Source organism: Frateuria flava (assembly GCF_017837635.1).
Lineage (GTDB): Bacteria > Pseudomonadota > Gammaproteobacteria > Xanthomonadales > Rhodanobacteraceae > Frateuria_A > Frateuria_A flava.
Genome location: NZ_JAGJRS010000033.1, coordinates 34,331 through 48,502, shown reverse-complemented (window position 1 = coordinate 48,502; position 14,172 = coordinate 34,331). Strand labels below are relative to the sequence as shown.

The following is a 14,172-nucleotide window of genomic DNA, read 5'->3' as shown; positions in this document are numbered from 1 at the left end:
CCGTCAGCGTCGTCTTGCCGTGGTCCACGTGGCCGATCGTGCCGACGTTCACGTGCGGCTTGGTGCGTTCGAATTTACCCTTTGCCATGCGCGCTAAACCCCGATGGAGTCAATGAAAAAAAGAAAACCTGCCGTAGGCCCGGAGCGACCGGCGGCAGCCGCGTGAGATGGTGCTCATGACAGGAATCGAACCTGTGACCTCTTCCTTACCAAGGAAGTGCTCTACCGACTGAGCTACATGAGCGAAGTTCTTTCAGCACCCTTCCTGGGTGGCGAATGGTCCGGCATCCGGCCGAACCTCAAAAATCCTGCGACGAGATCAATGGAGCGGGAGACGGGAATCGAACCCGCACCATCAGCTTGGAAGGCTGAGGTTCTACCATTGAACTACTCCCGCCTGGCACTACCCTGCGCGGAACTCGTCTTGATGGTGGAGGGAGGTGGATTCGAACCACCGAAGGCGTAAGCCAGCAGATTTACAGTCTGCCCCCGTTGGCCGCTTGGGTATCCCTCCAACAAAGAACGGCTATTTTCGCGAGCGGCCCCGGATGTGTCAACACTTTGCGACGGCCAAATGCGCCGTGGCGGCGACTTTCTCGCAGATAGGTACCGCAGCCTACCGTCCGGGCCGCTTGCACCGTGAAGCACGATCGCCATATCGCCCGGGAGCCCGTCCGGAGTACGCCATGTCCGCCCCCTTGAACATCCCCTGCCCGCATTGCGGTGCGCTCAATCGCGTGCCGGCCGAGCGCCTTGCCGACCATCCGGTGTGCGGGCGCTGCAAGCAGGCGCTTTTCGAAGGCAAGCCGATCGAACTGACGACGGCCAACTTCGACGCGGTGGCCGGACGTGGCGATCTTCCGCTACTCGTCGATTTCTGGGCGACCTGGTGCGGGCCCTGCCGCGGATTCGCGCCGGTGTTCGCCGAAGCCGCCCGCCAGTTCGAGCCGCGCCTGCGCCTGGCCAAGGTGGACACCGACGCGCAACCGCAGCTCTCGCAGCGCTTTGGCATTCGCAGCATCCCGACGCTGGCGGTGTTCAAGGGCGGTCGTGAGATCGCCCGGCAGGCAGGTGCGCTCAATGCGGCGCAGTTGCGGCAGTTCGTCGAAGGGACGTTGCGCTAGTCGTTGACGTCGTGGGCGCAGTGTTTCCGTCGGTGACCGCGTGCGTTTCCGCGTGTCGCTGGTAACGCGTGGCGGCCACGCACGATCGCTTGTTGACGCGACCGTCTCGCGCCGCCGCTGCAGCTCGAGCGGTGGGCATGGAACGCGACCACCCGATTACGAACTGCACGAGAGCATGGAACAGCCGGCATGCTGTTTCGCCCAGTCGGGACGCTTGCGTGCGAAGCGTTCACGTCCCGGCTGCTCGTCGCAGGGATGGCGCATGACGTCCAGCAACTCGTGCACGAGTGCGTAGTCGCCCTGCTCCGCACGATCGATCGCTTCCTGCGCCAGGTAGTTGCGCAGCACGTACTTCGGGTTGGCCTGCTGCATGTGGCGGCGGCGCTCCGCCACCGGCAGCGGATCGTTGCGCAGGCGTGAGGCGTAGCGCTCGAGCCAATCGCGCAGCATGGGCTCGGCGGCTATGCGCCGGGCCTCGTCGTAACACACGCCCGCCAGCGCGTTTGGCGAGGGCGCGGCCGGGTCCAGGTCGATGAGCGCGCGCCAGGTGAGTGTCATGTCCGCCTGCGACTCGCGCATCCAGGCATGCAGGCCGTCGCGCAGCGCCAGCTCTTCGTCGCCAGCCTGTGCCAGGCCCAGCTTTGCGGCCGCCGTGGCGCGATCGGCCGCTTCCCACGCGCTGACGTAGCGGTCGAGCCCAGCCTGCAGCGGCGCGACGTCGGCAAACAGCGGCGACAGCGCACTCGCCAGCCGCGTGAGGTTCCACCAGGCCACGTTGGGTTGCTGCCCGAAGCGATAGCGCCGGCGCACCGCGTCGGTGGTATTGGGCGTCCATTGCGGATCGTAGTCGTCGATCCAGCCGTAGGGGCCATAGTCGATGGTCAGGCCGAGGATCGACATGTTGTCGGTATTCATCACGCCGTGCACGAAACCGACGCGCATCCATTGGGCCATCAGCCGCGCGGTGCGTTCGCACACCTCGCCGAACCAGTCCGCATACAGCGCCTCGCCCTGACCGCGCAACTGAGGAAAGTCGCGCTGGATGCTGAAGTCCGCCAGTTGGCGCAGTAACGCGATGTCGTTGCGCGCATAGGGTAGTTCGAAGTGGCCGAAGCGAATGAACGAGGGCGCGACGCGGCAGACGATCGCACCGGGCTCCTCGCGGGGATGGCCGTCGTAGAACATGTCTCGCACCACCGCCTCGCCAGTCTCCAGCAGGCACAACGCACGCGTCGTGGGGATCCCGAGGTGATGCATCGCCTCGCTGCAAAGGAACTCGCGGATCGAGGAACGCAGCACCGCACGCCCATCGGCGCCGCGCGAATACGGCGTCGGCCCCGCGCCCTTGAGCTGCAGCTCCCAGCGTCGACCGCCCGCGTCGAGCGCCTCACCCAACGAGATCGCACGACCATCGCCCAGTTGCCCCGCCCATACGCCGAACTGGTGGCCACCGTAGTTGCTTGCCCACGGTTGCATGCCATCCAGCAACGCGTTACCGCCAAACACGCGGGCGAAGTCGGCGCCCTGGATGTCCTGCGCGGACAGCCCCAGGGTCGCCGCCATCTCGGACGACCAGGCCACCACATGCGGCGCTGGCACTGGCGTGGGCTGGACATGCGACCAGGCGGCGCCTTCCACCTGCCGCGGACGCGATCCGCGCTCGGGGTCGCCGGCCAGCTCGCGCACGAAGGCATTGTCGAAGTGCAGGCGCATCGGTCGATGATCGCACGACGGAGGCCAGGGAACGTTCGCGCTCACGGCATGCCGCCGACACAAATGTTTAGCGCGCCGAACCGGCCAAAGCCGCATACTGACGCGTGAATGACGACTTCGAAAACGATCGCTACGCTACGAGCGTAGACCCATCCGTGCACTGCACGTCCTGTGAAGCGGTGTGTTGCCGCCTGACCGTGGTGCTGATGCCCGAAGACGACGTCCCGGACTGGCTGGTAACGCACGATGACCACGGCCTGGCGACGCTTGCCAAGGGGGAGGACGGCTGGTGCGCCGCCGTCGACCCGGATACCTCGCGCTGCACGATCTACGAGCGACGCCCCGCCATCTGTCGCAAGTACACCATGGGCAGCCCCAGCTGCCGGGACGAGCGGCGCAAGTGGTACGGCCCTGCCCTCCCCACGCCGGTGAAGCTTCTGTAGGAGCCTGCTTGCGCGCCGATGCTTCGGCTCGGGGCGAAAAAGCATCGCCCGCAAGCGTGCTCCTACAGGAGATATGGCAGGTCGAAGGCCTTGGCCGTCTCGGCGGCATCCAGCGCCCGCCACTCCCCCGGCGCCAGCCCGTCGAGCGTCAGCCGCCCGATCGCGACGCGTTCGAGCGCCTCCACGTGATTGCCCACCGCCGCGAACATGCGCCGCACCTGGTGGTAGCGCCCCTCGGTGACGGTCAGCCTCGCGCGACGCGGTTCGAGCACTTGCAGCTGTGCGGGAGCAAGCGGCGTGGTTTCCGATTCGAGCATCAGCGTACCGCTGGCGAACAGTTCGCCCTCGCTTCCCTGCAGGTCGCGGGCGAGCGTGGCCTCGTAGACCTTGGCCACGTTCGCCTTGGGGGAAATGATCCTGTGCAGCAACGCGCCATCGTCGGTAAGCAGCAGCAGTCCGGACGTATCCCGGTCGAGCCGGCCAACGGTGGACAAGGCCGGATCACGCCGTCGCCAGCGCGGCGGCAGCAGGTCGTAGACCAGGCGGCCCGCGTCCTTGCGCGAGCAGGTGTAGCCGGTCGGCTTGTGCATCAGGAGCACCAGGCCATTCGGCGGATCGAGCATCTCACCATCGATGCGGATGTCGGCGTGATCGAGCTTGTCGTCCGCGTACAACACCTCGCCCGTCGGGTCGGTGACGCGCCCCTCGCGGAACAGCTGCGTCACTTCCTTGCGGCTGCCATAGCCGAGGTTGGCGATCAGGCGTACCAGCTTCATGCGCGCACCGCCTCGATCACCTTGAAACCGTCCTGTGTGGCCACCGTGCGGACCTGCGCGAAGCGGGCGGCGAGCGTGGCCTCGTACGGCAGATGCCGGTTGGCGACCAGCCACAGGCGACCGCGCGGCAGCAGCGCGTCCGCCGCGGCATCAATGAAGGCGCGCCCCAGTTCGGGAAGGTCCGCGCGCCCCTGGTGGAACGGCGGGTTGCTCACGATCGCGTCGTAGCGATGCGGCAGGCCGGTAGTGACATCATGCCAGTGCGCTCCCACGTCGACCTCCCGACCGCTGACCGCCACCGCTTCGGCGAGATTGATACGCGCCGGTTCCAGCGCCCGCCTCTCGGCTTCGTACATATCCACCGCCGTAACGCCGGGACAACGAGCGATCACCTGCACGGCGAGATAGCCGTATCCCGCACCCAGGTCGGCGACGCGACCGTGCAGGTCATGGGGCAGATGGGCCGCAAGCAAGGCCGAGGCTGTGTCGATGCGGTCCCACGCGAACAACCCCGGACGGCTGAGATAACCACCGGCGATCCGTCGCGGCGCGTCGAGCGCCTCCCATTCAGCGAGCAGCGTGGAGTCCAGCCCTTCGCCGGCGCTCGCCCAGAACACGCGACACTTGTGCTTGGACAGGCTGCGCACCGCGCCGAACAACCGCACGGCATCCGCTTCGGCCGATTTCGCGCCTTCGCCATTGGGCACTGCCGTCAGCATGACGCCTCCGGGCTGCAAGGAACAAGCGGCGCGGGCGAACAACGCACGGGCCTCGTCACGCTGGCGCGGGGGCAGCACGAGCACCAACGCAAAATGGTCGTCCTGCGCTGGCTCCCCGAGCGCCACACCCGCCCGGCGAAGCTCGTCGGCGAACGGCTTGAAAGTCTGCTCGCAAAGCCAGCCAGGGCGGACGAACGTGCGCAGCGGCGCACCGTCACGGGCTCGCAAAAAGAGCACCCGGCCGTCGTAGGGCACCCGAAGCTCGCCGCTGATGATGGGCAGGAACAGTGCGTCCAGTTGGAGCGCGGGCGCGGTGGCGACGGTGGCTGCCATCGGATTCGGACTGACGGGGGTGGGCGGGATTCTACGCGTTGGCGACGACGTCAACGCGGGCGGCGGCCCGCGAGCTGGCTTCGATCCGTGCACGGGGCAGCCTGGCGACGCCCGCTGCCCGACTCCGACTACCTAACGCGCGACCGAGCCGGCGCGCACCAGATACTGCACAGAGAACATGCGCTCGGGATCCAGCCACACGCGCAGCACTTCCAGCCCGGCCTTGCCTGCGAGCGCCGCGAAGTCTTCCAGCGAGTACTTGCAGCTGACCTCCACACGGATCGCTTCGTCCTTGCCGAAAGCGATCTGGCTGCGGCCCACGTGCACCTTCTGCTCGCGCTGGCTGACCAGGCTCGTTTCGATGCGTCCGGCCAGCGCGTTGTAGTGCGCGCGGTGGCTGAACGCGGCGAGGTCGAAATCGCTGCCCAGCTCGCGATTCAGGCGCGCGAGCATGTTCAGGGTGAACGCTGCCGTGATGCCCGCGGCGTCGTTGTAGGCGGCCTCGATCAGGGCGGTGTCCTTTTTGAGGTCCGCGCCGATCAGGATGCCGCCGTTGTCGCCCATCTCCGCGCGCATCTTGCGCAGCAGCGCAATCGCCTCGCGCGTGTCGAAGTTGCCGATGGTGGAACCGGGGAAATACAGGACCGTCCGCCGCGGCGCACGTGGCGGGATCGGCAGGCGCAGCGGGCGGGTGAAGTCGGCGCACAGCGGCTGCACCGGCAGGTGCGGGAAGTGCTCACCCAGGCGCCGCACGCTTTGCTGCAACGGCTCGGGCGAGATTTCCACCGGCACGTAGCTCACCGGCGCGGCCATGTGTTCGAGCAGCAGGCGTGTCTTGGTGGCGCTGCCACTGCCGTATTCGACCAGGCGAACGTCCACGCCCAGGGTGTCGGCGATGCTGGCGGCGTGCTCGCGCATCAGCGCGACTTCGCAACGGGTGAGGTAGTACTCGGGCTGTCCGCAGATGCGTTCGAACAACGCCGATCCCTGCGCGTCGTAGAAAAGCCACGAGGGCAGGCGCTTGGGCTGCGCGCGCAGCCCGCGGCGGACGGTCTCCAGCAACCCGCCGGCTGAGGGCGTGCGTGCGTCGGTGGGCAGGTCCAGGGCACGGATGTTCATCGGGAATGCTCCTTGAGGTTTTATCGGTCCTTGGCCAGGCGCAGCCCGACGAACTGCCAGCGCGCCTGCGAGGGGAAGAAATTGCGGTAGCTCGCGCGCACGTGGCCGAGCGGCGTGGCGCACGAACCGCCACGCAGCACCCACTGGCCGCACATGAACTTGCCGTTGTATTCACCGAGCGCGCCCGGCAGCGGGCGGAAGCCCGGATAGGCGACATAGGGCGAGGCGGTCCATTCCCACGCATCGCCGTACATTTGCAGTAATCCCGTGCCGTGGGCGGCCTGCGGCGGTCGCGGCATGCCGTCGAGCAGGTTGCCCTGCACCGGCAGCGCGGCGGCAGCGGCCTCCCACTCGGCTTCCGTGGGCAACCGCGCGCCGGCCCAACGGGCGAAGGCATCGGCTTCGAAGTAGCTCAGGTGGCAGACCGGGGCATTCGGATCGAGTGCCTGCACGCCGGACAGCGAGAACGCACTGGCCAGGTCGGGGCGCCAGTAGAGCGGGCGCTGCCATCCCTCGTTCTGCACCGTGGCCCAGCCGTCGGACAGCCACAACGACGGCTCGCGGTAGCCGCCGTCATGCACGAACGCGGCGTACTCCTCGTTGGTGACCAGCCGGTTGGCCAGCGCATGCGGCGCCAGCAATGCGCGGTGCCGCGGGGTTTCGTTGTCGAAGGCAAACCCCTCGCCGGCATGGCCGATCTCCACCACACCTTCCGCGCCGGGCAGGTATTGCAGGGGTGCCGACGTTGTGGCGGCCGGCAGGGCCGCCGCTTGCAGGTAGGCGGGCAACAGCGGATTGTTCCAGAACGCGTGCTGGATGTCGGTAAGCAGCAATTCCTGATGCTGTTGCTCGTGTTGCAACCCGAGCTCGATCACCGCGGCGGAAGCGGTCTCGTCACCACGCGCAAGCATCGAATCCAGCGCCTGGTCCACGTGGCGACGATAAGCCAGCACCTCCTCCAGCGTCGGACGCGAGAGCAGGCCGCGTTGCGGCCGCGCATGCATCGGCCCGACGCTCTGGTAGTAGGAGTTGAACAGGTAGTTCCAGGCGCGATTGCGCGGGCGGTAACGAGGATCACGCGCAAGCACGAACTGCTCGAAGAACCAGGTCGTATGCGCCAGATGCCATTTCGCCGGACTGGCGTCGGGCATCGACTGCACCATCATGTCTTCGGCCGTCAGGCCCGCGCACAGTTGGACGGTCTGTTGGCGCACCCGCCGATAGCGCTGGGCCAGCGTGTCGCCGGCGAGGGGGCTCAGCTGCGGCATGGGCTGCTCCTTCGTGGGTCGGACGTGCGGTCCACGTGCGCCCTGCCAGCGACGCTGAAACGCAGAACGGATCGGACCGTTGGCATCATCCAAGCATGACGCAGCGCCTGTTCAATACGTGTGATCGATCGATGGCAGATTGCTGACACCGCGGCGCTGGCGCCGTCCCCACGGGCGCGCGATGCTGGGTCACTGGCCCCGTGCCCCCAGAGGTGATGCCATGAAACACCTGTCCCTCCTGCTGTTGCTTGTCGCCAGCAGTTCCGCCGCGCTCGCAAGCCCGCCTGGCAAGGCACTGCCATACGCACAGTGCATCCAGACCGACAATATCAACGAATGGCACGTGGTCGATGCGCGCACGGCGTTGGTACGCACGGGCCCGTATCGCTATGTGGTGCACCTGAAGGCCGATTGCCCACGCCTGGGCATCGGCGTGCCGGGTTTCCTGCTCAGGGCCAGCGAATCCGGCAAGTCGGTCGGTGGTGGCCGCATCTGCGGGGATCTGGGTGAGAGCGTCAGCGCCCGGGAGCAGCCACCCTGCGCGATTTCCTCGGTGGAAATGGTCGACAAGGCGAGGTTCGAGCACCTGCGCGAACACGCCGCACGCCACGGCAGCGGTGCGGAGCTGCCGCCTGCCGGATAATGGTCGCGGACACAAAAAAGGCCCGGCGTGGCCGGGCCTTTCCGCGTTCGGTTGGCACGTATGTCAGTCGCCGTAGTAGCCCACGTAGCGGGTGGGCGGCGCCTGCTCGACATAGACCGTGCGCGTTTCGACCACGCGGCGAGTCACTACCGGTTCTTCGTAGACGACCCGTACCGGGCGCCGATAGACCGGACGCTCGTAGACCACGCGGGGCGGCGGACTGAGCGCATCATCGACCAGGCCGATCACGGCGCCGGCGACGATTGCGCCGGCAACCCAGCGACCGCCGCTCCAATGGCCGCCGCGGTCATGGCGGTAGTGATCATGCCAGCCGCGATCGTAATGTCCGCGTCCGTGCCAGCCGCGATCATGCCGATCATGCGCCGATGCGACGGTCGGCAGCGCCATCGCCGACGCAAGCAGCAGGGTAGCCATCGCCATCGCGGATTTGCCTGGCCAATGCTTGGTCATATTCGTGCCTCCATCGGGCGAAATGCCGTCTGCCGGATGCTCCGGGTAAAGCGCTTAATCGGCACTTAAGACAGTCGAGCGGCAACGGCGATCCGGGTCAACAGGCGTTTGCGGATGGGGGGCATCTTGCCGCGCACCATCCGGTGGCCACGGTGGACCTCGGCGAGGCGCAGTCAAGTATCCAGTCCACCTTGGATGTCCGTGGCTCGCCGCTGCAACCGGATGCCGCGCGAAAGAAACGTCGCCAAGTGAGGCGATACGGCTCGTCCGCCCCCATCCGTTCTTCGGGCGCCTTCTGCCGCAGACGGGGGGAGGATCGACGACAGCCTCCCATCGTGAGCCTTTCACTGCTCCTGAAGGGGGTGCCGACAGGCGGATCGGGGCGCCTTTGGGCGGGATCGTCCGGCAGGCCGGCGAATACCCGCCGAACTCAGACGTTGAACAGGAAGTGCAGCACGTCGCCGTCCTTGACGATGTAGTCCTTGCCTTCCTTGCGCAGGCGACCGGCCTGGGCCGCCCCGGCTTCGCCCTTGTACTGGATGAAGTCATCGTAGGAGACGGTTTCGGCGCGAATGAAACCACGCTCGAAGTCGGTGTGGATCACGCCCGCCGCCTGCGGCGCGGTGGCGCCCTTCTTCACTGTCCATGCGCGCACTTCCTTGACGCCCGCGGTGAAGTAGGTCTGCAGGTTGAGCAATTTGTAGCCGGCGCGGATCACGCGGTTCAAACCCGGCTCGTCCAGCCCGAGGTCCTTGAGAAACTCGTCGCGGTCGGCGTCCTCCAGCTGAGCCATCTCTTCCTCGATGGCCGCGCACACCGGGACCACTTCGGCGCCCTCGGTGGCGGCGCGCGCACGCACGGCGTCAAGGTGCGGGTTGTTCTCGAAACCGTCCTCGCGCACGTTGGCGATATACATCAGCGGCTTGAGCGTGAGCAGGAAAAGGTCGCGGACCAGCGCCTTCTCTTCCTCGTCCAGCGCGACGCTTCGCGCGGACTTGCCTTCGTTCAGCGCGGCGGCAAGCTTCTGCAACACCGGCTTCTTCGCCAGCGCCTCCTTGTCATTGGCCTTGGCCGCGCGCTCGGCGCGGTTGAGCGCCTTCTCGACCGAGTCCAGATCCGCCAGCGCCAGCTCGGTGTCGATCGTCTCGATGTCGGCGATGGGATCGACCTTGCCGGCCACGTGCACGATGTCGCTGTGCTCGAAGCAGCGCACCACGTGGGCGATCGCGTCGACTTCGCGGATGTGCGCCAGGAATTTGTTGCCCAGGCCCTCGCCCTTCGACGCGCCGGCGACGAGGCCGGCGATGTCGACGAACTCGACCGCGGTCGGGATCACCTTCTGCGGATTGACGATCGCCGACAGCGCGTTCAGCCGCTCATCGGGCACCGGCACCACGCCCACGTTCGGCTCGATCGTGCAGAACGGAAAGTTGGCCGCCGCGATGCCGGCCTTGGTCAGCGCATTGAACAGGGTGGACTTGCCGACGTTGGGCAGGCCGACGATGCCGCATTTGATGCCCATGGTTTGATCCGGGAATAGGGAATAGGGAATAGGGAATGGGAAAAACCGGGAAGAGCCGCGTAAAACGATTCTCTATTCCCGATTTCCTATTCCCGTCTGTGTATGCAACTGCTGCATCGCCTTGTCGAACTGTCCATCGACCGCGAGCGGAAGCACATCCAGCGCGCGGGCGATGCCGTCGAGGATCGCGTCCTCGTCCTGCGCGGACGGCTTGCCCAGAACCCAGGGCGTGACTTTGTCCTTGTGGCCCGGGTGGCCGATGCCGATGCGCAGCCGGTGGAACTTGCCGTGGCCGAGATGCTGCATGGTGTCGCGCAAGCCGTTCTGACCGCCGTGGCCGCCGTCGAACTTCATCCGCACGGTGCCTGCCGGGAGGTCCAGCTCGTCGTGCGCGACCAGGCACTGGTCCGGCTCGATCTTGTAGTAGCGCAGCGCGGAAGCGACCGCGATGCCGCTCTTGTTCATGAAGGTGGACGGCTTGAGCAGCCACACGCCCTCGCCGCCGATGCGCACGCGGCAGGCCTCGCCGTGCAGCTTGCCGTCGAAGGAAAAGCGTTCGCCCTGGCCGGAAGCCAGGGCGTCCACAAACCAGAACCCGGCGTTGTGCCGGGTCCGGAGGTATTCGGCGCCGGGGTTGCCCAGGCCGACGATGAGCTTGAGTCCAGCCATACCTGGGCCGCTGTCCGGGCCTCCCGCGGGGCGGGAGGCCCGGACGGGGCTTACTTCTTCTCGGCAGGCTTGGCTTCGCCTTCCGGCGCAGCCGCTTCGGCGGCCGGCTCGGCTTCTTCCTTGACCGCGTTGGCAGTGACCACCGCGATGTCGTGGTCCGCACCCAGGCTCAGCGCCGGCAGGCTAACGCCCTTGGGCAGCTTGATCTGCGACAGGTGGACGATGTCGCCAGGCTTGAGATCGACCAGGTCGAGCTCGATGAACTCCGGCAGGTTACCCGGCAGGCACGACACTTCCACTTCCGTCAGGTTGTGCGAGATCACCACGCCGGAGGTCTTGCCGGCCGGCGACTTTTCCTGGTTGAGGAAGTGCAGCGGCACGTTCACGCGAATCGCTTCGTTCTCGTTCACGCGCAGGAAGTCCATGTGCAGCATCTGCTGCTTGAACGGATGCTTCTGCCAGTCGCGCACCAGCACCTTCTGCACCTTGCCGTCGACGTTCAGGTCGAGGATCGAGGAGAAGAACCACTCGTTCTTGGCGGCGAGCAGGATGGTGTTGTGTTCGATCTGAATGCTCTGCGGCGGCTGCGTGCCACCGTAGACGACGGCAGGCACCATCGCGGCATGACGCAGGCGGCGGCTCGCACCTTTCCCCTCGTCCGTGCGGCTCTGGGCCTTGATTTCATGAGTCTGGGACATTGTTGATACACCTTTGAGGTTGTCCACCTTGCGGTGGTTATGCGACTCCCCCGCGACCAGGGGAGTCATCGGATCGTGATTCGGGAGACGGGATTCATGGTTCGAAAAAGCCACGATCTGGCCCGAACCTCGCATCCCCAATCCCGAATCCCGCTAATCAATCCACATACAGCGAACTCACCGATTCGCCAAAAGCGATACGGCGGATCGTCTCGGCCAGCAGCTCGGCCACCGAAAGCTGGCGGATCTTGCTGCAGCCTTGCGCCTCGGGGCGCAGCGGCAGCGTGTTGGTAACCACCAGCTGGTCGAGCTGGGAGTTTTCGATGTTGCCGATCGCCGCGCCCGAGAGCACCGGATGCACGCAGTAGGCGACCACCTTGCGCGCGCCGCGCTCCTTCAGGGCGGCGGCCGCGGCGCACAGGGTGCCGGCGGTGTCGACGATATCGTCGACCAGCACGCAGGTCTTGCCGTCGACCTCGCCGATGATGTTCATCACCGTTGCAACATTGGCCTTGGGGCGGCGCTTGTCGATGATCGCCAGGTCGGCATCATCCAGCCGCTTGGCGATCGCGCGGGCACGCACCACGCCGCCGACGTCCGGGCTGACCACGATGATGTCGTCCATCGAGTGGTTGCGCCAGATGTCCGCCAGCAGGATCGGCGAGGCATAGACGTTGTCCACCGGGATGTCGAAGAAACCCTGGATCTGGTCGGCGTGCAGGTCGACCGTGAGCACGCGATCCACGCCGGCCGTGCCGATCAGGGTCGCCACCATCTTGGCGGTGATCGGCACGCGCGCCGAGCGCGGGCGGCGATCCTGCCGGGCGTAGCCGAAATACGGCATGACCGCGGTGACGGTGGCGGCGGAGGCGCGCTTGAGTGCGTCGACCAGCGCGAGCATCTCGATCAGGTTTTCCGCGCTCGGCGCACCGGTCGGCTGCAGCACGAACACTTCCTGGCGGCGGACGTTCTCCTCGATCTCGATCTGCACCTCGCCGTCGCTGAACTTGCCGACCAGCGCCTTGCCCAGCGGCACACCGAGCCGCTGCGCGACGTCCTCGGCCAGGGCGCGATGAGCATTGCCGGTGAAGAGCATCGGGGTGGACGTGTCCACTTGGGATTCCTCAAAGAGCCATTCGTGAATGGCTGGGGCGGCAGGATTCGAACCTGCGCATGCGGGAATCAAAATCCCGTGCCTTAACCAGCTTGGCGACGCCCCAGTGTCTCGTTTGCAGGCCGTCGTCCTGACTGCCTGTCATGTGTTTCAAGCCCGCAACGGCTGCCCCGGCGCCGCGGCCCGCGCGCGGTGGCGCGCGAGAGCCCGATGCAGGGGCGAAACCTCCAGTCCCGCGGCCAGTTGCGCCGTGAATGCCGGAGGACACTCCCGCACCACCTTGCGCGCCTGTGCGAACGAGGCGGTTTCCAGGAAAACGCACCCACCGCTGCCGGAAAGCCGGGCGCGGCCGAAGCGCGAGAGCCAGTCCAGCGCCGCGGCCACCTTCGGGTGTCGCGCGCGCACGACCGGCTCGAATGCGTTTTCTGCCGTTTCGCCGGAAGCAAAGGATGAAATTGTCGCCGGCGGTGCATTTCGTGTCAATTCAGACGCTTGAAACAAGGCCGCGGTGGGCACGTGCTCGCGCGGGTCCAGCACCACGTACCAGCGCCGCGGCAGCGGGATGGGCGTGAGCCGCTCGCCCACGCCCTCGGCCCACGCCGAGCGGCCTCGCACGAACACCGGCACGTCGGCACCCAGCCGATGCGCCAGGCCGGCCAGCGCGTCCTCATCCAGCCCGCAGCCCCACAGGTGGTTGAGCGCAACCAGTGCGGTAGCCGCATCGGAACTGCCGCCGCCAAGGCCGCCGCCCATTGGGACGCGCTTGTCCACGACGATCGCGGCGCCTTGCGTCGCGCCCGCCTCCGCCTGCAGCAGGCGCGCGGCGCGCACGACCAGATCGGCCTCAGCCGGTACGCCGCGGACCTCGTTCACCCGGACGATGGCGCCATCCTGGCGCACACGCACGCGCAGTTCGTCGCCCCAGTCGAGCAGGCGGAACACGGTCTGCAGGTCGTGGTAGCCGTCCGCGCGGCGTCCAACGATGCGCAAGAACAGGTTGAGCTTGGCCGGCGCGGGCCAAGCCGTCCATTCGTCCGGACGGGGTGCGGCAAGCGGGCGCGACATGAACACCCGCAGCGAATCGGGAAACCCGTTTTCGCGGTCGCGCTCGCGGGCGCGGGCGAAGGCTGGGTCGGACTTGTCCACCGTCGAAAAGCCATGCCGTGCATAGAACGGCGCGTTCCACGGCACGTCGGCAAGCGTGCCCAGATCGATGCAGCGATAGCCGGTCTCGCGCGCCCAGGCACAGGCGTGTTCAAGCAGCGCCGCGCCGATCCCACGGCGACCATGGGAGGGCAAGACGTCGATCTCGGCGATCTCGACCGAGCCCTCGGCCATACCGTCCTGCAGCCATACGAAGCCAACCGGCGCGTCCTGCTCCAGCGCGACCCACACCAGGCCGCGCGAAACCGCCACCTCCAGCAACTCCGGCGGAATCGCCATGGCCTCGTACGCAGGCCATGCGCGATGGCCGCGGAACAGCTCCACGGCTGCCCGTTCGATCGCGCACAACGCGGGCACCTGCGCGGCCACGGCGCGCGCGATAGTCACCGCCATGAC

At 66.9% G+C, this 14,172-nt stretch carries 15 protein-coding genes and 4 tRNA genes; 3 read left to right on the top strand and 16 right to left on the bottom strand.

The annotated features are described in order from the left end of the window. From J7I44_RS14895 to J7I44_RS14880, 4 genes are all read right to left on the bottom strand, one after another. Positions 1 to 88: GTP-binding protein (locus J7I44_RS14895; protein ID WP_033473206.1), on the bottom strand; the 88-nt coding region annotated here is incomplete at its 3' end. An 80-nt stretch (positions 89 to 168) separates the two neighbouring features. Beyond that, a tRNA-Thr gene (locus J7I44_RS14890) sits at positions 169 to 244 on the bottom strand. A gap of 79 nt (positions 245 to 323) precedes the next feature. After that, positions 324 to 397: transfer RNA gene (locus tag J7I44_RS14885), tRNA-Gly, on the bottom strand. A gap of 31 nt (positions 398 to 428) precedes the next feature. Further along, positions 429 to 514 (bottom strand) — tRNA-Tyr (locus tag J7I44_RS14880). A gap of 172 nt (positions 515 to 686) precedes the next feature. Between J7I44_RS14880 and trxC the strand changes: the two genes are divergently transcribed. Then, positions 687 to 1,124: a thioredoxin TrxC gene (gene trxC, locus J7I44_RS14875; protein WP_209622587.1), complete on the top strand. Its 438-nt coding sequence runs from the start codon at positions 687 to 689 to the stop codon at positions 1,122 to 1,124. 156 nt (positions 1,125 to 1,280) lie between these two features. Here trxC and J7I44_RS14870 read toward each other — a convergent pair whose 3' ends face one another. Further along, a complete protein-coding gene (locus tag J7I44_RS14870) occupies positions 1,281 to 2,837 on the bottom strand; it encodes a protein adenylyltransferase SelO (RefSeq protein ID WP_209622584.1) in 1,557 nt (518 codons plus the stop codon). A 104-nt stretch (positions 2,838 to 2,941) separates the two neighbouring features. On the opposite strand from J7I44_RS14870, the gene J7I44_RS14865 reads away from it, so the two are divergent. After that, positions 2,942 to 3,280, top strand: coding sequence for a YkgJ family cysteine cluster protein (locus J7I44_RS14865; protein WP_209622581.1), 339 nt, complete (start codon positions 2,942 to 2,944; stop codon positions 3,278 to 3,280). Between the two features lie 62 nt (positions 3,281 to 3,342). Here J7I44_RS14865 and J7I44_RS14860 read toward each other — a convergent pair whose 3' ends face one another. The 4 genes from J7I44_RS14860 to egtB form a co-directional block, all read right to left on the bottom strand. Next, complete coding sequence (locus tag J7I44_RS14860) at positions 3,343 to 4,056, bottom strand: pseudouridine synthase (protein WP_209622578.1); 714 nt, start codon at positions 4,054 to 4,056, stop codon at positions 3,343 to 3,345. Next, complete coding sequence (locus tag J7I44_RS14855; RefSeq protein WP_209622575.1) at positions 4,053 to 5,108, bottom strand: class I SAM-dependent methyltransferase; 1,056 nt, start codon at positions 5,106 to 5,108, stop codon at positions 4,053 to 4,055. Before J7I44_RS14855 ends, J7I44_RS14860 begins: the two co-directional genes overlap by 4 nt. Before the next feature lie 132 nt (positions 5,109 to 5,240). After that, positions 5,241 to 6,227, bottom strand: a complete 987-nt coding sequence (gene egtD, locus J7I44_RS14850; protein ID WP_209622572.1) for an L-histidine N(alpha)-methyltransferase — start codon at positions 6,225 to 6,227, stop codon at positions 5,241 to 5,243. A gap of 20 nt (positions 6,228 to 6,247) precedes the next feature. Further along, the gene (egtB, locus tag J7I44_RS14845; RefSeq protein WP_209622570.1) at positions 6,248 to 7,495 is read right to left on the bottom strand and encodes an ergothioneine biosynthesis protein EgtB; all 1,248 of its coding nucleotides are present in this window, start codon (positions 7,493 to 7,495) and stop codon (positions 6,248 to 6,250) included. A 220-nt stretch (positions 7,496 to 7,715) separates the two neighbouring features. Between egtB and J7I44_RS14840 the strand changes: the two genes are divergently transcribed. After that, positions 7,716 to 8,138 (top strand): DUF6491 family protein, encoded by a 423-nt coding sequence (locus tag J7I44_RS14840; protein WP_209622567.1) that lies wholly within the window; start codon positions 7,716 to 7,718, stop codon positions 8,136 to 8,138. 63 nt (positions 8,139 to 8,201) lie between these two features. Here J7I44_RS14840 and J7I44_RS14835 read toward each other — a convergent pair whose 3' ends face one another. The 7 genes from J7I44_RS14835 to ispE form a co-directional block, all read right to left on the bottom strand. After that, the gene (locus J7I44_RS14835) at positions 8,202 to 8,609 is read right to left on the bottom strand and encodes a hypothetical protein (protein WP_209622565.1); all 408 of its coding nucleotides are present in this window, start codon (positions 8,607 to 8,609) and stop codon (positions 8,202 to 8,204) included. Positions 8,610 to 9,039: 430 nt separating this feature from the next. After that, the gene (ychF, locus tag J7I44_RS14830) at positions 9,040 to 10,131 is read right to left on the bottom strand and encodes a redox-regulated ATPase YchF (protein ID WP_209622562.1); all 1,092 of its coding nucleotides are present in this window, start codon (positions 10,129 to 10,131) and stop codon (positions 9,040 to 9,042) included. 72 nt (positions 10,132 to 10,203) lie between these two features. Further along, positions 10,204 to 10,800 carry an aminoacyl-tRNA hydrolase gene (pth, locus tag J7I44_RS14825; RefSeq protein WP_209622559.1) on the bottom strand — a complete coding sequence of 199 codons (597 nt, stop codon included), beginning with the start codon at positions 10,798 to 10,800 and terminating at the stop codon, positions 10,204 to 10,206. 50 nt (positions 10,801 to 10,850) lie between these two features. Then, positions 10,851 to 11,498 (bottom strand): 50S ribosomal protein L25/general stress protein Ctc, encoded by a 648-nt coding sequence (locus tag J7I44_RS14820; RefSeq protein ID WP_209622556.1) that lies wholly within the window; start codon positions 11,496 to 11,498, stop codon positions 10,851 to 10,853. 157 nt (positions 11,499 to 11,655) lie between these two features. Further along, on the bottom strand, positions 11,656 to 12,594 hold the full coding sequence (locus tag J7I44_RS14815; protein ID WP_209622593.1) for a ribose-phosphate diphosphokinase: 939 nt from the start codon (positions 12,592 to 12,594) through the stop codon (positions 11,656 to 11,658). Positions 12,595 to 12,641: 47 nt separating this feature from the next. Further along, positions 12,642 to 12,718: transfer RNA gene (locus J7I44_RS14810), tRNA-Gln, on the bottom strand. A gap of 44 nt (positions 12,719 to 12,762) precedes the next feature. Continuing rightward, complete coding sequence (gene ispE, locus J7I44_RS14805; RefSeq protein ID WP_209622553.1) at positions 12,763 to 14,169, bottom strand: 4-(cytidine 5'-diphospho)-2-C-methyl-D-erythritol kinase; 1,407 nt, start codon at positions 14,167 to 14,169, stop codon at positions 12,763 to 12,765. Positions 14,170 to 14,172: the final 3 nt, after the last annotated feature.